This window comes from Zymomonas mobilis subsp. mobilis ATCC 10988, from assembly GCF_000175255.2.
In the GTDB taxonomy this organism is placed as follows: Bacteria; Pseudomonadota; Alphaproteobacteria; order Sphingomonadales; family Sphingomonadaceae; genus Zymomonas; species Zymomonas mobilis.
Window position 1 is genome coordinate 1,671,692 of record NC_017262.1, and the last position, 21,048, is coordinate 1,692,739.

Sequence of the window (21,048 nt, forward strand, 5' to 3'; positions counted from 1 at the left end):
TGAAAATCTTCATTTCTACGAGGAATAACCGCTTTAAAATTCTAAAATAACTTTTTGATGAAATTAAAATTTGAAAAATTAAAAATAAAAAATATTAAATTGAAGCATAATATTGCTATTTAGCATTAAAAATATGTTGTTATTTTTTGAAATAAATTATTTTTAACTCTGAAATGGCATTTTATTTAGTAATTCTTTTTTATTCTATTTTAATGAAAAGAAAATCTTTAAAATGAAACGCGCTGCCACCCAAAAGCCTGATCGAAAAAGACGAATCCCATTCAATCAGGCTCGTAAGATTTTCTTAAAATGAGCCGAGGCCGATCAATTTTTAAAAACCAGCTTCAAATGCAGATTGGATATCAGAAAGTTTGTTTTTGCCATTGGCTATTAAAATCTGAAGAAGGATGCGTGCTTTCTGGGGCGAAAGATCATAAGAGACAACAAAGTCGTTTTTGTCATCATTGACCTCGACATTGCGATTCACAAAGCCTGATCCGGTTCTGGATGAACGCACAACAATCACGCCTTGTTTGACGGCAAGATTGAGGGCAGCCATCGCTTCTTTTGAACTATTCCCGTCACCAACACCGGCAAGAATAATGCCTTTCACGCCCGTTTTGATGAGATCATTGATAATTGAAGCCCCCATACCGCTATGGGCGTAAAGGATTTCGACCGCAGGCAAAGGCGCAGTCGTCGGAAGGCCATAGCTTGGGACAGGCTGTTTTTTCGGCTCAATAAACCGCACCGAAGCCGGATCGACATAACCGATAGGCCCTGCATTGATGGACTGAAAGGTTTCGACGGCGGTTGTGTGGGTTTTGCTTGCCCATCTGGCGGCATGAATAGTGTCATTCATGACGATCATGACGCCATGATCTTTGGCCTTGGGGTTGGCCGCGACTTCAATCGCCTCATATAAATTGGCGGGACCATCTGCACCAATGGCAGTACTAGGGCGCATGGCGCCTGTCAGAATAATCGGCTTGTCGGTGCGAATAACCGTATCAAGGAAAAAGGCGGTTTCTTCCATGGTATCGGTGCCATGGGTAATCACAATACCATCCGCTTCGTTATGGGCGACGGCGTCTTGGATGCGCTTGGCCAAACGCAGCCATATCGCATCATTCATATCTTGCGAGCCGATATTGGCAATTTGTTCGACATTGATTTCAGCGAGTTTAGCTAATTCCGGTATATCTTCAACGAGCTGTTTTCCAGTAACGCCGCCTGCATTATAGCCGATTTCGGACATTCCATTTTTCTTGCCGGAAATCGTGCCGCCCGTTGCCAGAACTAAAATGCGCGGTAACGTCTGAATTGAATGAACCTGATTATTCATAGATATCGCCGGAGTAGCCCCCATCATCATGCATATTGCCAAGGCCGCAGCAGAAGAGGCCTTAACAGGGATTTTAAAAATCATCATCGGACGCCCCTGTTACAGATTATAAAGTTAACTGTTAATATAAAGCGTCACTTTTTGCATGATGAATAGAGAGACTACTCCGACAAAATCAAAAATTAGCCGTTTGCTTTTAAAAAGGCCTGATAATATTCATCGGCCAATTTCCGAAGCGAACGCCCGATAGCGGCATATTGATATTCGCTCAAATTGGCGAGCGACGCTCTGGCAGCGGGCTTCTGGACACCAAAGCCTTCACCCGGCAACAAAACAATGCCCGTTTCTTCGGCAATACGGAACAGGATTTCAGCTGAGCTGGAACGATCGCTCATCCATTGTGCGAATTTTTCACCGTAAAGGGCGCGGCAGACCGTTTCCAAATCAAGCAGGGTGTAATAATCAACGGCATTGGCATCTTCTGACGGTTTAACGCCTAATTCACGATATAAAGCAGCCTCGCGGCGGCGGATCACATTTTTGATGGTTGCTTTATAGTCTTCCTTGCTATCCATCAGAGCAAAGAGCGAGAACAACACCATTTGCACCTGCTGCGGCGTTGAAATGCCTGCGGTATGATTAAGCGCAACCGCGCGACTGTCAGCGACTAATCTGTCGATGAATTTCAGATTTTCGGCTTCTGTTGTCAGGCTGGAATAGCGGCGAGACAAGGCTTCCTTTTTCTCATTAGGCAAAGCCTGAAGCAGTCTATCCATAACATTGTTTTTATGGGTGCCGATAACGCCTAACCGCCAACCGGTTGCCCCGAAATATTTCGAGAAGGAATAAACCAGAATGGTATTTTCTGGGCAGACGGCAAAGAGCGAATGGAAATCATCGGCAAAGGTGCCATAAACGTCATCGGTCAGAATCATCAGATCAGGGCGATGATGGGCAACGATATCCGCAATTTTCTTCAAAGACGCATCATTCATCTTGACGGAAGGCGGATTGCTGGGATTGACGCAGAAGAAGATTTTGACCGCTGGGTCTTTCAATTTTTCCAGCTCTTCATCGGGATATTGCCAATTCAGATTAGGATCAGCCTGAATAGCAACTTCTTCAAGGCCATATTCTTCCAACTGGGGAATCTCGATATAAGGCGAGAAAATCGGCATCCCGATTGCTACTTTATCGCCTTTTTTGATAAGATTATTCTGTTTCAAACTATTGAAGATATAGGCCATGGCGGCGGTGCCGCCTTCGGTCGCAAAGAAGTCGGTTGAATCTGTCGGAAGATCGCTACCGACCATTTCCCGCAAGACATACTGACCCACAATTTGTTCACTCAAAGAGAGCATTCTCGGTGGGGTCGGATAGTTGCATCCCAAGATGCCTTCAACCATCTCATGTAAAAATTGGGATGCGGACAGCCCCAATTGGTCACGGACATAGCTAAGGGCGCGGCCAAGGAAGAAGATACCAGCTTTATGACGGTTCTCACTGATAAAGCGTTCAAAACGTTCTTCAATCCCTTCGACCCGTGCCTGACCACCAACCCCAACGGTCATATAGGAAAAGGATAACTCCGATTCAGAAACCGCGAATTGTCCCAAATTGAAAAAGGCCGAACGGGGCAGGGTCGCGAGAAAATTTGGATTACCACGACCTGCATTTAACATCAGGCGGTCTGTCCGACTGGACGCAATGCGGATCAGTTCATCTTTCAGCTCGAAAGGGCTAAGATTTTTATATTTCGAGTAATCAGTCGTCATTTGATTTCTTCTTTATCTAATTGAAATATCTAGGAAAAAGCGACCACCAGCGGGCCCAACAAGGTCAAAAGAACGTTGGCAATGGCATAGGTGATAGCGAAAGACGTTGTCGGAACAGCGTTACCGGCTTTATTAAGGATTTCGCCCAAAGCAGGATTGGCACTGCGGGAGCCCGCCAGCGCACCAGCAAAAACAGCTGTGTTTTTATATTGCAGGACATAACGCCCAAACAGCATGGTGATAATCAAAGGCACAATCGACACCACGACACCCAGCATAAAGAGGGTGATACCCTGTTGCATGATGGTGGTGACGGCTTGCTGTCCAGTCTGGAGACCTGTGACCGCCACAAAACCGGATAAGCCGAAATCAACCAACAAGGTTGAGGCTGCCATTGGCATATTGCCGCTTTTGCTATGGCGATTTTGATACCAGCCGAATAACAGGCCAGAGAGAAGCGCGCCGCCGCCGCTCCCTAAGGTCAAAGGAATAGACCCTAATCTGACAACGATCAGACCAATGAGTAACCCGACAACAAGCCCCACGCCATGAAAGACAAGGTCTGTTTTAAGGCTTCTGGTCAGTAGGCTGCCCAATTCCTTGGCTACCCGATCGACATCTTTGCGTGTGCCATAAAGCGTCACAATATCGCCCGACAAAATATGCAGATCAGAGGTAAGCGGTAAGGTTTTATCGCCGCGTTTCAGTCCCAGAAAATAAACACCGTGGCGTGCTACTTGGGATAAAATTTGGCTACATTCGGCTACTGATTTTCCGACAAAGGCCTTATTCGTCAAAAGAACATCATGGCGAACAATCACCACATCCATATCATGCGGCGGCTGTTTTATTTCTTCGCCCAGCAATTCTCCCGTCGAAATAACATCGGCACGATGTCCGAACAGCAAAAGGAGGTCTCCGGCTTCGACGGTGCTGTCTTGCGTCACAGCGACAAGATTTTTCTGTCTCCGAATCTGTTCAACGGTGACGTGATCGCTTTCAATCTGTTGGACAGATTGGCCTGCTTTTTTCACCTGATAGACGCGGCTGACAAATTCAGACAAAGCGGGGCGTTCACCGTCGCCATAAACAGCCATGCCTTGCATTTGTTCGGCTTCAGCGGTGAGGGCGTCTTCACGCAGCCCTCTTTTCATCAACCAAGGTAGAATATTGACGCAGATAATAATCGGGGCAAGCGACCCGAATATATAGGTCACAGCATAGCCGACGGCGACATGGCCTTGTAACATCTGGGTTTGAGCCAGCGGCAAGCCTAGTTTTTCCAAAGCAGAACTGGCCGTTCCGATAATAGCAGATTGGGTCAATCCACCGGCGGCGACACCCGCGGCCAAACCTTTATCGAGATGAAACATTCTGGCTACGGCTAAAACGGTAAAAAGACCGGATATAGCCAAAACAAAGGCCATCAGCACTTCACGCAAAGATTGCCGTCCCAGAGATTTGAAAAACTGGGGGCCACTTTGAAAACCGACAGCATAGATAAAAAGGGCAAACAGAACTGTTTTCAGCCCTGAATCAATATGGATACCAATCTGGCTTATCAGGACAGCCGCCAATAAAGAACCGGCGACTCCTCCGATTTGTAAGGATCCAAAACGGAATTTTCCTATCCAATAGCCGATGGCAATTGCCAAAAAGAGGGCAATTTCAGGGTTGTTTCTTAACAATGTCTGCAAAAATTCTAATATTACCATCACAGACAACTTTAATATTGGTTAATGAACATCGGCGATTTATGCCTTAAACAAATCTTATCAAGAAAATATCTAAATATTTGAGCTATTTTTATTGTCTAAAGATAAGAAAACTTCTTAATGGAACAATATGAATATTTTTGGATATTTTAATAATGAGTTAAATTTATATTTTTTCGATCGGTAATTTTTAAATTTAATTTTAACGTAGCGATATAAAATAAGGCATTCGTGGGCTTTCGCTTGCCTCGATAAGGAAGATATCCGTCTGAATCTTGCTTGGGCTTCATTATTTCACGCTCAATGATAGAATAGACACCAGGGCTATAACCGCGACAGATGATGCCTTTCCTTGATTAAAACAGCCCTGAAAGAGCGCTTTCTAATCTCTATCACGAGGCTATAATTTTTCTGACAGGGCGTTAAAGGCTGGCTTTTCCTGATAATTTGCCGTTAATTCAGAATATTATGGCTGATTTTCGCATTTTATCTTGTCTGCTTCTTTTTATTTTGGCGTCCTGTTCCGGTTCTTCTCCTCATAAAAGAAGATCGGGAAGCACGGCTTCGCATCCAATCGCAACGCCTGTGCCAAGTAGCGGTGATTTCCATCATTGTTTAGGCGATCTCAATAAAGAAGGTGTCCATTACCAATTGGTGCCAGACCGGACATTCGATAACGGCTGCTCTATTTATCATGCGGTCACCATGACATCAGCACAGGTGCCGATAACCCATTTGGGGCCTTTGCAATGTCCAGCCGCCGAAAATCTGGCGTATTGGATTGATGATGCTGTGTTGAAATCAGCCAAAGTTTGGTTGGGCAGTCCTGTTATAAAGGTCGAAACTTTCGGCAGTTACAGTTGTCGGACACGGAATAGTCGGGCTGGGGCAAAAATTTCGGAACATGGCCGTGCCAATGCGGTTGATATATCGGCGTTCGATTTAGCCGATGGCCGCCGTATTACGGTTAAAGAGGGTTGGCGACATGGTGATCGCCATACGAAAGATTTTCTCCGCTCTGTTTTCCATGCGGCTTGTCGGCGTTTTTCGGTTGTTATCAGCCCTGACGGGGATGAATACCATCAAGACCATATCCATATGGATTTAGGTCAAAGCCAATATTGCCACTAATCGCATTCTTCCTGTGAAATGTATTTTTAAAAAGGCCTTTTCGTGAGTAATCGCACTATCACTCCTGATGCGCTTGATGATGTCATCAATGCCAGCCATGTTCTAAAAACGCCTCAAACCACCAATCCTTCTTTTAAACTGGCCTTTCAGGATAGCGATTTTCTGCTGCGGGAAGAATTACGCCCTGTGCGATTTCAGTTAGGCTCAGGACCTGTTAATTTCTTGAGTTGAGCGGGCTGTTGTGATTCACAGGTTTACCGATGGAGGTGAAGCTGTAAGTGACGTGTTTTTGCTGTCTGAGCACCAGATGGAACGGATTAAGCCGTTTTTTCCACTGGCGCATGGTGTGCCGCGTGTCGATGACCGTCGTGTCCTGAGCGGGATCGTTTACGTGATCCGCAACGGCCTTCAGTGGAAAGACGCCCCGAAAGCGTATGGCCCGCACAAGACTTTATACAACCGGTTTATCCGGTGGAGCCGCCTGGGTGTCTTTGACCGGATCTTCGTCGCCCTGACGGAGCAGGCAGGCCGTTCGAAGCGTCTGATGATCGATGCAACACATCTGAAAGCACACCGGACAGCGGCCTCCCTGCTCAAAAAGGGGCTTTTCCCCGCCATATCGGACGCACGAAAGGCGGACTGAACTCAAAGCTTCACGCTGTATGCGATAGTCAGGGCCGCCCTGTCCGGCTGCATCTGACCGCAGGTCAGGTCAGTGACTTCAAAGGCGCGGATGTTCTGCTGGCAAATCTGCCGGAAGAAACACAAGAAATTCTCGGGGACCGGGGATACGACAGTAATAAAATCAGACAGTCTCTCGCAGACCGGAATATCACCGCCTGTATTCCGCCGAAGAAGAACCGGAAATCAAAGCCGCCTTACGACTGGCATCTGTATAAAAAGCGTCACCTCATCGAAAATATGTTCGCAAAGCTCAAAGACTGGCGGCGTGTCGCAACACGATACGACCGGTGCGCTCACATATTCATGTCAGCAATCCATATCGCAGCAAGTTTCATCTTCTATCTCAAAGAATGAGTCCTGAGCCTAGAACTTCTGAAGCCTGATATCATTCTGAAAGAAGCCGGTATTGAATCTACCTTTGTCTTTTATGGTTCTGCCCGTATTCCATCCCCCGAACAGGCGGATGAAATGCTCCAGACAGCCAAGGATGAAAAAGCAAAGAAGATAGCTCAAAGTCTGGCTGATAAAAGCCGCTATTATACCGAAGCGCGAAAGCTAGCCCGTATTGTCAGCGAGATTCCTCAGCCTGATCCTCAAAAACGCCATCTTGTCGTTTGCTCGGGCGGCGGGCCTTCCATTATGGAAGCGGCCAATCGCGGCGCGCATGATGTAGGTGCGCCCTCTATCGGTTTTGGCATTGTTTTGCCTTTTGAAACGGCACCCAATCCTTATATTACCCCTGATTTATCTTTCCAGTTTCACTATTTTGCCCTGCGAAAAACCCATCTGATGTTAAGGGCGCGGGCTTTTGCGATTTTTCCGGGTGGCTTCGGAACATTGGACGAAGTGTTTGAATTGCTTACCTTGATTCATACCCATCGACTGGAAGCGGTGCCTATTCTTTTCTATGGGCGAGATTTCTGGAATAAAATCATCAATTTCGATGCTTTGGTTGAAGAAGGCATGATCTCTGCCGAAGATTTACGCTTTTTCCAATTTGTCGATACCGCCGAAGAAGGATGGGCGGTCATTTGTGATTTTTGGCAACATGATAAAACGGGACGGGTTCCGATCGATTTTGAATGAAGCCAGAAACGGCCTTTATTCCCCGTCTCAATTTTTACATTTTATGGAGCAGTTACTTGTCGGATAGCGATGGTAAGTCTAATCACACAGACATGATGGACGATTATTCGGCGTCTGCAAAGGCTTTGGTAGCCGAGATGCAGGCTAAGGCGGCTTTGTCGCCAACCAAGGCCGTTGCCTTTCAAGGTGCGCCCGGCTGTAATTCAAATATCGCGATACAGGATCTTTTCCCTGACAGTTTGCCGCTTCCCTGCTTTAGCTTTGCGGATGCTTTGACGGCGGTCAAGGAAGGACGTGCCGGTCGGGCGATGATTCCGATTGAAAATTCGTTAAATGGCCGCGTTGCCGATATGCATTTTCTGTTACCGGAATCGGGACTGACTATTCAGGCAGAATATTTTTTGCCCATCAATCATTGCTTGGTTGCACCCAAAGGGGCAGGCGAAATCACCCATGTTTTGAGCCATCCACAGGCTTTGGGGCAATGCCGTCATTGGTTGCAGGCCCATAACCTCCGCGCTTTGGCTCATGCCGATACCGCAGGGGCGGCGGCAGAAGTGGCTGACCGGAAACAAGCTGGGTTAGCGGCTTTATCTCCGGCTTTGGCCGCGAAACTCTATGGGTTGGAAATCCTTGAAAAGGGTATTGCCGATGGTGATACCAATATTACCCGCTTTGTTGTTCTCGCCGAAGCCGACACCGCTTTGCAAGATCTTCCCCCGATTAGACAAAATTTATCAGGAAAAATGATGACCAGCTTGCTGTTTACCGTCAAAAACACACCTTCCGCCTTATTGAACGCGATTAAGGGCTTTGGTGATAATCAAGTAAATATGACCAAGCTTGAAAGCTATCAGCATGGTGCCAGCTTTTCCGCGACCCAATTCTATGCGGATGTCGAAGGCGAACCTTCCGAAGATAATGTCGCACGGGCTTTAGATATTTTGCAAGAAAATGCCTGCGATCTCCGTATCTTGGGTGTGTATGCCCAAGCGCGCCCGCGCCAATAAAATATTAGGCCTTGCGGGTCTGCTTAAGATATTTTTTGACCGCTTTTTTAAAAACGGTGGGCAGACCGGCAAGGTCGATTTCATCAATCGGCCAATATTCACCCTCGATCATATCGCTAGTCGTTTCAGCGGAAAAAATCCGCAATTCCAAAGCAAAATGCGTAAAAATATGCTCAATATGACCTTGTTTTTCCCAAGCCAGAGTCATTAGATTTTTTTGCGCCTGCGCTGGAAAGGACGGGAAGGCTTCTTTTATAGCCTGCTGCTCTGTTTCGGCATCACTGGCTGTTGTGGTGATTTTGGATTGATCGAGCCATTCGCTGCTCGGCAACGCCCTCATGCCACCCAATAAGCCTTTATCCGGTCTCCGGATCAGTAAAATCTGATCTTTGGATGTAACGATAAAGGCATATCCAATCCGTGTTGGACGTATTTTTTTCGGGGCTTTGATCGGGAAAACTGCCGGATTACCTGTTTTTTGTCCTTCGCAATGGGGCATCATTGGGCAAATCGCACAGGTGGGTTGCCGATTGACGCAGATTGTCGCGCCAATATCCATCATCGCTTGAGCAAAATCACCCGCTGCTGAATCTGGCGTTAATTTGTCGGTTTCCTCGGCGATAATCGGACGGGAAGCGGGTAAGGGCGTTTCAATAGCAAAAAGGCGACTAACCACTCTTTCGACATTGGCATCGACCACAACCGCTCTTTTCCCAAAGGCAATCGCCACAATCGCGGCGGCGGTATAGCGACCGATACCGGGTAATGCCAGTAAGCCCTGCTCATTATCAGGAAATTTACCGCCTGAAGCGACCACTTCCTTGGCGCATTTAATCAGGTTTCTGGCGCGGCTATAATATCCCAAACCAGCCCATTCAGCCATAACATCAGCTTCTTGGGCGGCCGCCAAGGCTTCGACCGTTGGCCATCTTTCGACAAATTTTAAATAATAAGGCGCGGCATGGGCGGTTGTCGTCTGCTGTAGCATGATTTCCGATAACCAGACCCGATAGGGATCGACTTTATTTTGCTGGGCTTCTGTCCGCCAAGGCAAAATACGGGCATGGCGTTGATACCAGTTAAGAAGATCAGTGGTTATTTCACGATAAACAGCAGATTTTTGCATAACACTCTATCGACGGAGAAGGATAAATTGTGGCATGACCTTTGTCATGGATAAAGGCAAGTCATCTTCTGTTAGAACTTCCAATACAGAAGAAAGAAACAACGCCACCCTTTCTAAAAAGAAAATACCTGCGAAAAAAAGATCAGGGAAGGTGGCCTCAAAAAGCAAAAAACTTGTCATCGACCATGATAAAAGGCGGTGCAGGTTAAGCTCGGTCGGGCAATTATTGCCCCATATTGGCGGAGCCGCCTTTCGTCGCTTCGGTTTTTTGCATTCTACTCTGATAAGTCGTTGGCCATTGGTGGTCGGTGAAAAATATGCCCGTTTGTCGGTGCCTGAATCAATCCGTTTTCCTTTCGGTCAGACTGTAGGCGGAACATTGACGGTTGCGGCCGAAGGCGCAATGGTTACTTTGATGCAGCATATTACGCCTGCGATTATCGAGCGGGCGAACCGTTTCTTCGGATATGCAGCCATCGGGAAAATCAGCTTTCGCCAAGGGCGACTGAGCCATTTTGCCAAGGCTGAAAAATCGGTGCCTTTACCAAAAACAGAATTACTTCAGACCTATTTGAGCGAGGAAGATCAAGACCTTCTCGATCAAGTGCATGATCCCGAATTACGGGAAAGTCTCATTCGTTTGGGCGGCGGTATCGCAAGAGAAATGGAGCAAAAACAGAATTAGTTTCGGCGGCTATCCTCATATTTTGATAGCCTTCCTTGAAAGAGGGGCTATCCTTTGACCAAGAATAGCCTAAAAATATTCCGGTTCTATTTGTCGTTAAAAATCAGATTCTCTTTTCTGAATCGGCCTTTGATACAGGCCTCGTAGAAAAAACGGTTGAACTATTTTAAAAGCTCTGAATTGAAAATAGACTTGAAATAAAAACGCTGACCTTACAGCTTTTGAAAAGCGGGCAACAGAAAGCGAACAGATGATGAAAAAATTGAAAATAGGTTTAGGTGCTGTCCTTTTATTAGCCGGTTCTTCCTTTATGGTCAGTGCTTGCCATAAAACAGAAAAAGCGCCTGCCAATAGCCAACAGGAAGCCGCTTTACCCGCCGCTATTCCGGCACCGAATGGCGGTAGTTGGACGGATGTTGTTTCTGTTTCCCCTGAAGGCGGCTTTGTCATGGGTAATCCCAAAGCGCCGGTTTCTTTGGTTGAATATGCGTCTTTTACCTGTCCGCATTGTGCCGATTTTACGCAGGAAGGTTTCCCGAAATTACGGGATAATTATATCGCCAAAGGGTTGGTGAAATTAGAATTCCGTAACCTTGTTCGTGATCCATTTGATATTGCTCTGACTCTTCTTGCCCGCTGCCGTGGCGCGGAAACCTTTTTCCCAATTGCGGATCAGCTTTTCCAAGAACAAAAACCGATGTTTGAACGCATCCAGAATGCGGACAAAGCCGATTTGCAACGTGTCGCCGGTCTGCCCCAAGATCAACAAATGGCAGAATATATCCGCCTGACGGGAATGAATCCCTTCTTCGGAAATCGCGGATTGCCGACCAGCGCCCAGAATAAATGTCTGACGGATCAGGCCGCGATTAAAACCCTGATGGATATTCGGAGCATTGCCGACAAGCAGAATGTCACCGGCACGCCAATGTTCTTAATCAATGGTGCTTTACAAGAAGTCGGTATCGGTAGCCCGATTTGGGATCAGCTGGAACCTGCTTTGAAAGCTGCTCTGCAATAATCGTTATTTTATCCCAAAGTTGATTTGGTAAACTGGCTTGGCAAGGGAAAAATCAGGGCGCAAAGCACAATAGCTGAAAAATCGAAGCCATCCGATAATCACCCTATGGCTTCGCTTTTGGGGATATCACGGGTCTTTATCCGCTTTCGATAAAGACCCAGCAAGAAAGGATTGGAGTCCTTTATGGTGCCGGTTAAAAATGTAGTGCTGAATGACGGGCATAGTATGCCAGCCATCGGTCAAGGCGTTTACCAACTCAATCCCGCACAAGCTGAAAGCATGGTCGCTTTGGGATATGATCTTGGCTATCGCGCTGTTGATACTGCGGCATGGTATGAAAATGAAGAAGGGGTTGGAGAAGGGCTGCGTTCTCGTCACGCTCGTAGCTTTATAACCACCAAATTGATGCCGCAGGATATGGGGCGGGTGAATTGCTTTGTCGCCCTTGATAAAAGCATCCGCAATCTGGGTGTAACTAGTTTAAATCTGTATCTTATCCATTGGCCGGGGCAAGACCGGAAACGCTATGAAGAGACATGGCAAACCCTGATTCAAATCAGGGCAATCGGCAAAGCCAGCTCTATCGGTGTCTCCAATTTTACGATTGATCATCTCGATCATATTATTGCCGATTCCGGTGTCGTGCCTGCCGTCAACCAGATCGAATTACACCCTTATTTCCAGCAAAAAGAATTGCGTGCCTATCATGCGGAACGGGGTATTGTAACGACCAGTTGGTCGCCGCTGGGTCGCGGAGCCGCTCTGAATGATCCGGTTATTCGTGAAATTGCTTTGAAGCATGGCAAAACACCGGCACAAGTTGTTTTGAACTGGCATTTGAGTCTGGGTTTGACGGTTATTCCCAAGGCATCCAGTAAAGCCCGTTTACAAGAAAATCTTGAAGCGGATAGTTTCGCGCTTGATGAAGAAGATATGCAGCGCATTGAATCTTTGGATAAACCTGACGGTCGTCAGGGGATGGATCCGGCTGTTTTCGATTTTTAATGACCGGATATGATTTTTCGAAGGCGGTGTTTCGCTATACCGTCTCCGAAAAATCTAAAGTGCATTTTTCCCTTGAAAAATTATTTCTAGCGCTGGTTTGTTACCCGTTACTGGTTATCGGGATCGTCATATTTGGCATGTTTGCGTTGCTCTCTTTCGGCAATCGCATCCATAATAAATTGATGGTAACAGCCGCTTATCCCATTTGATCCTGATGTCGTGCAACTTGTCGGAATACCGGTTGAGGTTGTTCTTTCCAGATCGGCGACTTTCGCACTCCATGCGCTATTAGCAAATTTCTGTTTTGGCTGATCCCGAAATCTTTTGGGCAGGCGATAGCGTTCGCTTTCGGGTTTTCTAGCGCAGATAACGATTTCATCGCCTTTCCCCTTGGGGCATTGATCTTGGCCATAGACGACCAAGGATATCACCCGTTCCGAAGGCGCTACGGCGTTAAGTTTTTGCTGTTCTTCAGGGGATAAAGCATCCCACATAGTGGTATCTTGGGCAGCAACTGGCAAGGCCATAAAAGACAACGCCATCGCTAAAAAGGCGTTAACCGGACGCAGAAACAAACCCGCTTTCATGCTTTTTCCTGAATAAAGGGAATCGAATATTATATTGTTATAAAATTTAGCTTTCTCAAGATTGATATGAAGTGAACCAATCTTTTAAGAAAAAAGAGGGACAACAACTAACCGTCATCCCTCTTGCCTAACCTTATTGCGGCATGGCGCTATTTTTGAGCCGTTCTTTGGCCGCGCGTCTTTCTGCTACGTCATTTTGAGCTGCGACCCGACCACAGCCCATTTCCGAACCAGAACCGGAGGAAGTGCAGCTACCTGCACCTTGTGCGCCAGCCCCTGCAAAAATCTGCTGACGGGAAGCCCAGCTTTGCTGTTCCGGCTTGTTTCTTTCTTCGTCCCGCAATTCTTCCGGCACGCGATATTTGTCACCGGCAGGACGGGTGACACAGATATAGCCCGCCGGACAGGCTTCATTCCCATAAACCGTCATCGTCGGTGGTCTAGCAACCGAAGGCGACAAGAAGGCAATACCGGACAGTGATAAAGGTAAAGCAAAAAACAGAGAAAATTTGGTTATAGTTTTCATCGGATTATCCACCGGTTGCCTCGTCATATAACGATATTATGCCACAAACAGGTTCATCTGCAAATTGTGGTCAATCTTATCTACAAATAGATACCCGCAATTTTTAGAGGAAAAGATTAAATCTTTGATAGATATTTTAATTACCTTTAAAAGGATTATTCATATCTGGCGCAGATAACATCCCCATATCCTGAACTCTTTGTCCCCAACTGCGATGGGTGCGCTGATATTTTTCTTCCTTCACCTTGCGGTCTTCTTCACGCATGGCAACTGGAATACGGTAACGCTCGCTTTCGGGTAAGCGGCGACAGACAATAATTGTTTCGCTATCGGGTGCCTTGGGACAGCTTTCATTCCCGAAAATAACCATCTGTTTTGGCATACCATCGCTGGCTTTAACGGGCGGCATAATCGAAATGGCAACGCCTTTTGGAATATCCTCCCATCGGCGATTACTTAAACTCTCACTTGCCTTTGCATGATGGGCAAAAAGAGGCTGTCCGGCAAAGGCGATATAATGAAGCAGGACGGCGGATATAACGGATTTATATCTCAAGGGAATAGCCATCCTGTTTTAAAAACGCTTTGATAATTCGATAGCGGCGCGGCATCCCAAACGGATCAATCCATATAAAACAGGATAGGCCGGAATTTCTTCAGCCCCTTCCTTGATGGCATGATCGCGATGTTCCAATTCTTCTTCCCGATATTCGGCAATCATCTTTTTTAATTCATGATCTTCCGAACCGAGCTTTTCCATCTGGCTTTTGTAATGTTCGTCAATTTCGCTTTCGACTGCTGCCGTGCAGGCCATAGCGGTTTTAGGGCCTATCAGGGCGGTTGCCGCTCCCAAGGCAAAACCCGCTATTTTCCAGACAGGTTGCAACAAGGTCGGGCGGACATGCCGTTCCTGAACCAGTTTTTCAAAACCCGCAAAATGGCGATCTTCCTGTGCCGCCATACGGGTAATCATTTTGGAAAGCCGACCATTCCGGTCGCCCATAATGGCTAATTGACCTGCATAAATACGGATTGCGCCATATTCACCCGCATGGTCAACGCGGATCATTGACTTCCGTTCTTCTTCGGAAATTTTTGTTTCTAACGGCGTTTGGGAAGATAATTCAGACATAAAAGCGCTATCACCAATCCTGCCCCTGTAGAAAATATGGCATTAAAGCCGGCGAGTGAAATGCCCCATAACGTCCATGCCGGAATATCACAGCGGACAAAAGGTGCATTCATGATGGCATTGAACATTTCTTGGGTATTGTTACCCGTAATTGGCAGCGAGCAGGTCGTTATGCCTTCCCACCAATGATATTCGACCCCCGCATGGAAAGCCCCGATAAAACCGCTGACCGCAATAGAAAAAGCAGCCAGCAAGGTTAATATCTTTTCAGAAGGGCGAATATAGCCTTTTAAAGAGTCTTTTTTGGAGAAAATAAACGACAGCAAGAAAGAAAAGACCATCAATCCGATAGCGATATAATGGGGTTTTCTTTGCCACAAGCACATTTCACAAGGATATAAATGGCCGATATATTCCGATCCCAATGCACTGATCATAGAGATAGTCGGATATAAAAAGGCAATCAGGCGTGCAAAGCATAAACGTTGATCTGCGGTGGTGTGAAGCGCCCATTCAATCAGCCTTTTATATAAAGGCTTTTCTTCTTGGGGCGTCGGCCTTGTGCTTGATGCCATAATCCGATCCTTATTATCCCGAATTGTATTTTTTATTCCCGACCCGATGGGGTGGCGGATTTACCGGCTAGTGTCTCTTTTGTGATAGGAGAAGGTTGCCGACTAATTCTGCCAATGGTTTTCAGCGCATAATCAAGCTGAAAATCCGTAATATTTTCTTTTTTCAGACTTTCTGGTGTCGCCGTAAACTGGGGATCGGTTTTACCGTTATCATCTTCCAGTAGACTATTGTCTGTATTAGCCTGATTTACAAGATGACGCAACAAATCTGCTTCGCGCAATTTGGGACGTGTTTTGTAATCAGGATCAGAAAGCTGTGGCACAATAATATCCGGTTCGATTCCGCCTTCCTGAACGGATCGACCTGACGGGGTATAATAACGGGCAGTCGTCAGACGTAATGCCGTATCATCCCCCAAAGGCAGCAAAGTCTGAACCGAGCCTTTTCCAAAACTGCGGGTGCCCATAATCAAGGCGCGGTGATGGTCTTGCAAGGCACCAGAAACAATTTCCGAAGCCGAAGCCGATCCACCATCGACTAACACAATCAATGGCAAGCCATTCGCCAGATCACCCGGTTTTGAAAAATAACGCCGGATATCGGTTTTTTCTCTGCCGCGTTCGGAAACGACTTCACCATGGTCGAGGAAGATATCGGAAAGGGCAACGGCCTGATCCAACAATCCACCGGGGTTAGAACGCAAATCAAGAATATAGCCTAAAGGAGCGCCTTTATTCTGTTTTTCAATATTGGCGATGGCTTTGGTGACATCTGCCCCGACATTATGGGAGAAAGAACTGACCGTAATCACCCCGATATGATTGGTCACTGTCCATTTAACAGACTGAACCTGAATAATCTCGCGGGTCAAAGTGACATCAAATTCTTTGTCACGACCGGGGCGAACTACGGTTAATTTGACTGATGTTCCGGGTTTTCCTCGCATTTTAGAAACCGAGTCATCAATATTGGAGCCATAAATAAATTGGCCATCAATATGGGTGATATAATCGCCCGCTTTCAAACCGGCACGCCATGACGGAGTATCTTTCATCGGGCTGATGACTTTTAAAATACCATCCTGCGCCATCACGGTTAAACCCAAACCGCCATAATTCCCATCGGCTTGGGTTTTGATATTCGCGAATTGATGGGCATTCATATAAGAACTATGGGGGTCAAGATTAGACAGCATCCCGTCAATCGCCCCTTGTATCAATTTTTGGTCATCAACCTTATCGACATAGCTGCTTTTGACCTGTTCAAAGACTCTCATAAACTGGTCAAGCTGATGATAGGTATCTTTATTCTGGCTATCGACCGCTGCCATGGAAGAGGTAAGCGCCGGAATCAACATACTCGTGCTGGCCAAAGCCATGAGAAGGGGAAGCCGTAATTTCTTTATTTTCATCAGTCTTTACTTTGTCCATCCATGGCAGGCATTGCAGAATATCGCCCGTTTTTGTCGTCCAAATCTGGCCGATTGTTTCGTCAGCTTAAACGGCATTTCGTAAAAAGGGGGTAAATTCGGGTTGATGACAAGGCCTTTATTATGGCGTTTTTTCTTTTATATTATTTTCTTGTGCAGGCTCGCCCAAAAAATTGCAAGTCGGTCGATTATTTTGTCTGATAGCTTCTTTGATATCAGGCCATAAAGTCACAGTCTCGTCATGACGCCTTATCTGAAAACCAATTTCCGACGGGTGACCTGCCGTATAGCCAATAAGCTGCCTCTCTTCGACGGGCTGATTTGTCTTTACCGCGCTTTTATCAAGACCGGTTAATAGAGATATATAGCCATCTTTATGTCTGATAATAACGACTTGCTTATAACTTCTGAAATCTCCAGCATAAAGTACAATACCCGATTGAGGCGCATATATTTCGGTATTTTTTTCAACCACAAGATAAAGCGCTTCTGCATCACTATTCGGGCTAATCCAGCCATTAACGGGTATATGCCAAGCTGCAAGCGGGAAGGGGCAAAAATTTTTGGGCGGAAGCGTCTTTCGCTTTTTCCCGTCGCTTTCTTTCAAAGCCTGTTCGGCTGCAATCGCGGCATCTTCCTGATACATGGCTTGTGATAGCCATGTTTCGGCTTGTGCCTGACCATTATGGGCAAGGGATAAAAAATATTGTCGTTTCTCTTCCAAGCTATTTTGATCTTTTTTGATGCGATCAATGACCTGTTCTTGCTGTTGATACAGGCTGTTAATAGCGGCAATCCGTTTTACGACGCTCGTCGATTTTTGCTGAATAACCGGACGTGAGGCGGCGATAATCTCCCGTAAATGGACAATATCGGCGATATTATCCGGCTGAATAAAAATCATGAGAAAAGGATATCGCGCCATTCTTTCCAAAGCCGCTGCCAATTTCGTCAAAGGCGTTCGCTGTCTGGCTAGCTCTGATTGCTGTTCTTGGCGTTGGGCTTCTATTCTGGAGAGAACCGTTTTTTCTTTATCAATCTGTTTTTGAAGCCTTTGGATATCGGCAGCAAAAGGCAGCGCCTTTAATAGAAAATTTTGGGATTTTTTTTGAGCTAAAACGGCTTCTTCTTTTAACAGTCCCGCCTGTTTTCTCGCGTTCAATAATGCCCGATAGGATGAAATGCCGGTGTCAGTGGTCTCGATAACAGCCGCACCGGCTTTTCCTATATTCAGGTCAAAACAACCCAACCAAAGGCAAAAAGCCAAAAAATATCGGCTTTTTCGGCTGTTGCGCCCTGACTCTGACATTATCCTTCACGATGGTAAGGATGACCGGACAAAATCGCACTAGCGCGCCATAATTGTTCAGCCAACATCGCCCGCGCCAACATGTGAGGCCATGTCGCCGCACCAAAGGCAAAATACATGTCGGCTGCTGCGCGTTCTTCTTCGCGCAGACCATCCGCTGCCCCGATCAGAAAGCGGATTTCCGATCGGCCTTCATCTTGCCAATTGCCTATTTTCTGGGCGAATTCCATTGACCGCCAAGTTTTTCCTTTTTCATCCATCGCCACCGTTATCGAATGGGGTGGCGCAGGCGGTAAGGACGCATTACTTGCACGATCAGGCAATTCAGTGATCCGGTAAGGCCATGAAAGCCGCTTCATATAGCGTTCTACCAGTTCGCCTTCCGGCGATCGGCCAATACGCCCTCTGGCAATGATATGAATCTTCATGGCCTTCTTTTCCGACCACAGGTTAAAAGGGATATTGTCACAATCTTTAAAAAGATAATTTTAAAATATTATTATGACAAAACAGATTGTGAAACCGGCTGGTCTGATTCATCACCAAAGCCCCACATTCTTTCGAGATTATAAAAACTGCGGACTTCTGGACGGAAGAGATGGATAATAATATCTCCGGCATCCAACAATACCCAGTCAGCCGCAGGCAAACCCTCTATCTTGGAAACATAGCCGGTAGCGGCTTTAATGCGGTCGGCCAATTTCTGAGCCATCGCCGTTACCTGACGTGAAGAACGTCCGCTGGCGATTACCATATAATCGGCAATGCTGGATTTTCCGGCCAAAGGAATCGTAGCGATTTCCAAAGCCTGATCATCATCCAATGAATCAGTAACCAGTTTTAATAACATTTCCGGATCAAAAGACGTTTGATTTTTTCGGGGAGAAGAAGGGGCAGGCAATTTACCTCCTAGCTGATGGGTCGCCCTGTAACGGCATCTCGTAAGGCTTTGCCTGAGTAAGCTGCATACCAGTCAGGACGGATTGCCCGCGTGGCTGTTGCAGAAGAGGGGTCAGGACGAAAGCGCAATAAGACAAGTGCCGGCGGCCTCCAATCAGTCCAATAACGTGAACGGCTTGCGGGTCGGACAAATCGCCGCAGCCAGCTCATCGCCCTCACGGCGTGAACTCTGTTATCATAACTCGGACGGGCAATGACCGCAATCACAACCATGCGTGCAATCTCTTGCCAGTTTTTCCATTTTTGAAATTGCTTTAAATTATCCATCCCCATCAGCCAGATAAACCGGCGATTAGGATAGCGACGGATCAATCGCCGCAGAGTATCGACGGTAAAACGACAGTTCAATTCCCGCTCAATCGCGGTCACTCTGATCGGACTGCGGCGGGCAATATGATGGGCAGAGGCAAAACGATGCGGCAGAGAAGCCATATCAGACGTATGCGATTTTAACGGGTTACCGGGCGAAACCATCCACCATATTTCATCAAGAGCCAAAGATTTTTTAGCCCAGAGCGAAATATAGCGATGGCCTTTATGTGCTGGATTGAAAGATCCGCCCAGTAAACCGGTTAATTTTTTCATCGAGGCAAAAGCCCGTTTTCACGAATTGAACAATAAAGACCTAATCAAAGCCGTATCTTATGCCACAGGCCGAATTTGACCTGTCCCGCGCACCTGCCATTTATAGCTGGTCAAACCTTCAAGGGCGACGGGGCCTCTTGCATGAATGCGTCCGGTGGCAATGCCGATTTCTGCCCCTAAACCAAATTCGCCCCCATCGGCAAACTGGGTCGAGGCATTCCACATCACAATAGCGGAATCGACACTGGCGAGAAATTTTTCTGCCACTTCGCGATTTTCGGTCAAAATGGCATCGGTATGACCGGAACTATAACGGGCGATATGGGACAAGGCGTCATCCATATCATCGACAAAGCGGACTGATAAAACCGCGTCCAAATATTCTGTGCCCCAATCTTCTTCTGAAACCGTTCTTGCTTCGGGGTCGATTTTTTGGATTTCTGCTGTCCCACGAATTTCACAACCCGCGTTATGAAGGGCTTGAAGCAGTGATTTTACCTTTTCGACCGGATAACCCCGATCAATTAACAGGCTTTCGGTCGCGCCACAGATGCCGGTGCGTCTCATCTTGGCATTGACGACTACTTTTTCGACTTTTTCAGGATCGGCCTCTTTATGGACATAGCTATGATTAATGCCATCAAGATGCGCCAAGACCGGCACACGTGCATCTTGCTGCACGCGGGCGACCAAGGATTTTCCACCACGCGGAATAACAAGGTCAATCAAACCGCTTGCTGTCAACATCGCCCCGACCAAGGCTCTATCCGTTGTCGGCACTAGTTGGATTGCCTCTTCCGGCAAACCGGCTTTTGCCAAGCCTTCGCGCATAGTTTGATATAGCGCCTTGTTACTGTGGATAGCTTCGGAACCCCCGCGCAAAATCGCAGCATTCCCAGACATTAAAGTCAGAGCGGCGGCATCAATCGTCACATTAGGGCGACTCTCATAAATGATACCAATAACGCCAATCGGAACCCGAATACGGGTTAATTCAAGTCCGTTAGGGCGCGTCCGCTTGTCAATGATCTGACCTACTGGATCTTCCAGATGGGCAATAACTTCCAAAGCCGAAGCCATATTCTCAAGCCTCGCTTCGGTCAGACGTAAGCGATCGACCATCGCAGAGGAAGATTGATTGTTTTCGGCGGTTGCCACATCTTGGGCATTCGCGGCCAAAATATCCGCCGAATGACGACGAATAGCGTCGGCGGTTAAAACCAAAGCCTCGGCTTTTTGCGCAGTCGGAGCCTGTGCTAAAATCTGACTGGCGAGGCGCGCTTTTTTCGCCATGCCTGCCATCATTTCTGTCGGGGTGGCTTGATCTATCTTATTGCCAGTCATTGTATCACTTCCGCCAA

21 protein-coding genes and 2 pseudogenes are annotated in these 21,048 nt (G+C 46.9%); 8 read left to right on the forward strand and 15 right to left on the reverse strand.

The window, feature by feature from the left end; genetic code table 11:
• Positions 1-331: 331 nt before the first annotated feature.
• The 3 genes from ZMOB_RS07565 to aspT form a co-directional block, all read right to left on the reverse strand.
• Positions 332-1,432 (reverse strand): asparaginase, encoded by a 1,101-nt coding sequence (locus tag ZMOB_RS07565; protein ID WP_014501075.1) that lies wholly within the window; start codon positions 1,430-1,432, stop codon positions 332-334.
• A gap of 95 nt (positions 1,433-1,527) precedes the next feature.
• Positions 1,528-3,120, reverse strand: coding sequence for a bifunctional aspartate transaminase/aspartate 4-decarboxylase (locus ZMOB_RS07570; protein WP_011241430.1), 1,593 nt, complete (start codon positions 3,118-3,120; stop codon positions 1,528-1,530).
• A 29-nt stretch (positions 3,121-3,149) separates the two neighbouring features.
• Positions 3,150-4,835 carry an aspartate-alanine antiporter gene (gene aspT / locus ZMOB_RS07575; RefSeq protein WP_014501076.1) on the reverse strand — a complete coding sequence of 562 codons (1,686 nt, stop codon included), beginning with the start codon at positions 4,833-4,835 and terminating at the stop codon, positions 3,150-3,152.
• Positions 4,836-5,303: 468 nt separating this feature from the next.
• Between aspT and ZMOB_RS07580 the strand changes: the two genes are divergently transcribed.
• The 5 genes and pseudogenes from ZMOB_RS07580 to ZMOB_RS07600 all read left to right on the forward strand — a co-directional run bounded on the left by ZMOB_RS07580 (position 5,304) and on the right by ZMOB_RS07600 (position 8,746).
• Positions 5,304-5,966 (forward strand): extensin family protein, encoded by a 663-nt coding sequence (locus tag ZMOB_RS07580; RefSeq protein WP_011241428.1) that lies wholly within the window; start codon positions 5,304-5,306, stop codon positions 5,964-5,966.
• Between the two features lie 42 nt (positions 5,967-6,008).
• A pseudogene (locus ZMOB_RS10165) lies at positions 6,009-6,167 on the forward strand (lysine decarboxylase); the annotation flags it as partial.
• 106 nt (positions 6,168-6,273) lie between these two features.
• A protein-coding gene (locus ZMOB_RS09935; RefSeq protein WP_099045774.1) for an IS5 family transposase occupies positions 6,274-7,004 on the forward strand; the annotation gives its coding sequence in 2 pieces (ribosomal slippage) (positions 6,274-6,574 and positions 6,574-7,004; 732 coding nt in all).
• A gap of 9 nt (positions 7,005-7,013) precedes the next feature.
• A pseudogene (locus ZMOB_RS07595) lies at positions 7,014-7,736 on the forward strand (LOG family protein); the annotation flags it as partial.
• Positions 7,733-8,746, forward strand: coding sequence for a prephenate dehydratase (locus ZMOB_RS07600; RefSeq protein WP_011241426.1), 1,014 nt, complete (start codon positions 7,733-7,735; stop codon positions 8,744-8,746). The pseudogene ZMOB_RS07595 and the gene ZMOB_RS07600, both read left to right, overlap by 4 nt.
• A 4-nt stretch (positions 8,747-8,750) precedes the next feature.
• Here ZMOB_RS07600 and mutY read toward each other — a convergent pair whose 3' ends face one another.
• On the reverse strand, positions 8,751-9,872 hold the full coding sequence (gene mutY / locus ZMOB_RS07605; protein WP_014501078.1) for an A/G-specific adenine glycosylase: 1,122 nt from the start codon (positions 9,870-9,872) through the stop codon (positions 8,751-8,753).
• A gap of 34 nt (positions 9,873-9,906) precedes the next feature.
• Here mutY and ZMOB_RS07610 point away from each other — a divergent pair, with 34 nt between their 5' ends.
• From ZMOB_RS07610 to ZMOB_RS07620, 3 genes are all read left to right on the forward strand, one after another.
• Entirely contained in the window at positions 9,907-10,557 is a 651-nt protein-coding gene (locus ZMOB_RS07610) for a DUF721 domain-containing protein (protein WP_014501079.1), read from the forward strand.
• 250 nt (positions 10,558-10,807) lie between these two features.
• Complete coding sequence (locus ZMOB_RS07615) at positions 10,808-11,578, forward strand: thioredoxin domain-containing protein (RefSeq protein WP_049779047.1); 771 nt, start codon at positions 10,808-10,810, stop codon at positions 11,576-11,578.
• A 183-nt stretch (positions 11,579-11,761) separates the two neighbouring features.
• Complete coding sequence (locus ZMOB_RS07620) at positions 11,762-12,583, forward strand: aldo/keto reductase (RefSeq protein ID WP_014501081.1); 822 nt, start codon at positions 11,762-11,764, stop codon at positions 12,581-12,583.
• Positions 12,584-12,690: 107 nt separating this feature from the next.
• Here the strand turns inward: ZMOB_RS07620 and ZMOB_RS07625 are convergent, their stop codons facing one another.
• The 11 genes from ZMOB_RS07625 to ZMOB_RS07675 all read right to left on the reverse strand — a co-directional run bounded on the left by ZMOB_RS07625 (position 12,691) and on the right by ZMOB_RS07675 (position 21,031).
• Positions 12,691-13,170 carry a hypothetical protein gene (locus ZMOB_RS07625; protein WP_011241420.1) on the reverse strand — a complete coding sequence of 160 codons (480 nt, stop codon included), beginning with the start codon at positions 13,168-13,170 and terminating at the stop codon, positions 12,691-12,693.
• 133 nt (positions 13,171-13,303) lie between these two features.
• Positions 13,304-13,696 (reverse strand): hypothetical protein, encoded by a 393-nt coding sequence (locus ZMOB_RS07630; protein ID WP_015740278.1) that lies wholly within the window; start codon positions 13,694-13,696, stop codon positions 13,304-13,306.
• Positions 13,697-13,832: 136 nt separating this feature from the next.
• Complete coding sequence (locus ZMOB_RS07635) at positions 13,833-14,252, reverse strand: hypothetical protein (protein ID WP_011241418.1); 420 nt, start codon at positions 14,250-14,252, stop codon at positions 13,833-13,835.
• Positions 14,253-14,270: 18 nt separating this feature from the next.
• The gene (locus tag ZMOB_RS07640; RefSeq protein WP_011241417.1) at positions 14,271-14,828 is read right to left on the reverse strand and encodes a demethoxyubiquinone hydroxylase family protein; all 558 of its coding nucleotides are present in this window, start codon (positions 14,826-14,828) and stop codon (positions 14,271-14,273) included.
• Positions 14,798-15,403: a disulfide bond formation protein B gene (locus ZMOB_RS07645; RefSeq protein WP_011241416.1), complete on the reverse strand. Its 606-nt coding sequence runs from the start codon at positions 15,401-15,403 to the stop codon at positions 14,798-14,800. Before ZMOB_RS07645 ends, ZMOB_RS07640 begins: the two co-directional genes overlap by 31 nt.
• 32 nt (positions 15,404-15,435) lie before the next feature.
• Positions 15,436-16,815, reverse strand: coding sequence for a S41 family peptidase (locus ZMOB_RS07650; RefSeq protein WP_014501083.1), 1,380 nt, complete (start codon positions 16,813-16,815; stop codon positions 15,436-15,438).
• A 139-nt stretch (positions 16,816-16,954) separates the two neighbouring features.
• Positions 16,955-18,100, reverse strand: coding sequence for a murein hydrolase activator EnvC family protein (locus tag ZMOB_RS07655; RefSeq protein WP_252507270.1), 1,146 nt, complete (start codon positions 18,098-18,100; stop codon positions 16,955-16,957).
• 41 nt (positions 18,101-18,141) lie between these two features.
• Entirely contained in the window at positions 18,142-18,570 is a 429-nt protein-coding gene (locus tag ZMOB_RS07660) for a 23S rRNA (pseudouridine(1915)-N(3))-methyltransferase RlmH (RefSeq protein ID WP_014501085.1), read from the reverse strand.
• A gap of 71 nt (positions 18,571-18,641) precedes the next feature.
• A complete protein-coding gene (gene rsfS, locus ZMOB_RS07665; protein ID WP_011241412.1) occupies positions 18,642-19,043 on the reverse strand; it encodes a ribosome silencing factor in 402 nt (133 codons plus the stop codon).
• A gap of 8 nt (positions 19,044-19,051) precedes the next feature.
• Complete coding sequence (locus tag ZMOB_RS07670; protein ID WP_011241411.1) at positions 19,052-19,687, reverse strand: nicotinate-nucleotide adenylyltransferase; 636 nt, start codon at positions 19,685-19,687, stop codon at positions 19,052-19,054.
• Positions 19,688-19,744: 57 nt separating this feature from the next.
• Positions 19,745-21,031, reverse strand: coding sequence for a glutamate-5-semialdehyde dehydrogenase (locus tag ZMOB_RS07675; RefSeq protein ID WP_014501086.1), 1,287 nt, complete (start codon positions 21,029-21,031; stop codon positions 19,745-19,747).
• Positions 21,032-21,048: the final 17 nt, after the last annotated feature.

What these genes read in the sequence shown, in the direction of transcription:
- ZMOB_RS07565 (WP_014501075.1), bottom strand. Translation starts at nt 1,432, where the DNA reads ATGATGATTTTTAAAATCCCTGTTAAGGCCTCTTCTGCTGCGGCCTTG.
- ZMOB_RS07570 (WP_011241430.1), bottom strand. Translation starts at nt 3,120, where the DNA reads ATGACGACTGATTACTCGAAATATAAAAATCTTAGCCCTTTCGAGCTG.
- aspT (WP_014501076.1), bottom strand. Translation starts at nt 4,835, where the DNA reads ATGGTAATATTAGAATTTTTGCAGACATTGTTAAGAAACAACCCTGAA.
- ZMOB_RS07580 (WP_011241428.1), top strand. Translation starts at nt 5,304, where the DNA reads ATGGCTGATTTTCGCATTTTATCTTGTCTGCTTCTTTTTATTTTGGCG.
- ZMOB_RS07600 (WP_011241426.1), top strand. Translation starts at nt 7,733, where the DNA reads ATGAAGCCAGAAACGGCCTTTATTCCCCGTCTCAATTTTTACATTTTA.
- mutY (WP_014501078.1), bottom strand. Translation starts at nt 9,872, where the DNA reads ATGCAAAAATCTGCTGTTTATCGTGAAATAACCACTGATCTTCTTAAC.
- ZMOB_RS07610 (WP_014501079.1), top strand. Translation starts at nt 9,907, where the DNA reads ATGACCTTTGTCATGGATAAAGGCAAGTCATCTTCTGTTAGAACTTCC.
- ZMOB_RS07615 (WP_049779047.1), top strand. Translation starts at nt 10,808, where the DNA reads ATGATGAAAAAATTGAAAATAGGTTTAGGTGCTGTCCTTTTATTAGCC.
- ZMOB_RS07620 (WP_014501081.1), top strand. Translation starts at nt 11,762, where the DNA reads ATGGTGCCGGTTAAAAATGTAGTGCTGAATGACGGGCATAGTATGCCA.
- ZMOB_RS07625 (WP_011241420.1), bottom strand. Translation starts at nt 13,170, where the DNA reads ATGAAAGCGGGTTTGTTTCTGCGTCCGGTTAACGCCTTTTTAGCGATG.
- ZMOB_RS07630 (WP_015740278.1), bottom strand. Translation starts at nt 13,696, where the DNA reads ATGAAAACTATAACCAAATTTTCTCTGTTTTTTGCTTTACCTTTATCA.
- ZMOB_RS07640 (WP_011241417.1), bottom strand. Translation starts at nt 14,828, where the DNA reads ATGTCTGAATTATCTTCCCAAACGCCGTTAGAAACAAAAATTTCCGAA.
- ZMOB_RS07645 (WP_011241416.1), bottom strand. Translation starts at nt 15,403, where the DNA reads ATGGCATCAAGCACAAGGCCGACGCCCCAAGAAGAAAAGCCTTTATAT.
- ZMOB_RS07650 (WP_014501083.1), bottom strand. Translation starts at nt 16,815, where the DNA reads ATGAAAATAAAGAAATTACGGCTTCCCCTTCTCATGGCTTTGGCCAGC.
- ZMOB_RS07660 (WP_014501085.1), bottom strand. Translation starts at nt 18,570, where the DNA reads ATGAAGATTCATATCATTGCCAGAGGGCGTATTGGCCGATCGCCGGAA.
- ZMOB_RS07670 (WP_011241411.1), bottom strand. Translation starts at nt 19,687, where the DNA reads ATGAAAAAATTAACCGGTTTACTGGGCGGATCTTTCAATCCAGCACAT.
- ZMOB_RS07675 (WP_014501086.1), bottom strand. Translation starts at nt 21,031, where the DNA reads ATGACTGGCAATAAGATAGATCAAGCCACCCCGACAGAAATGATGGCA.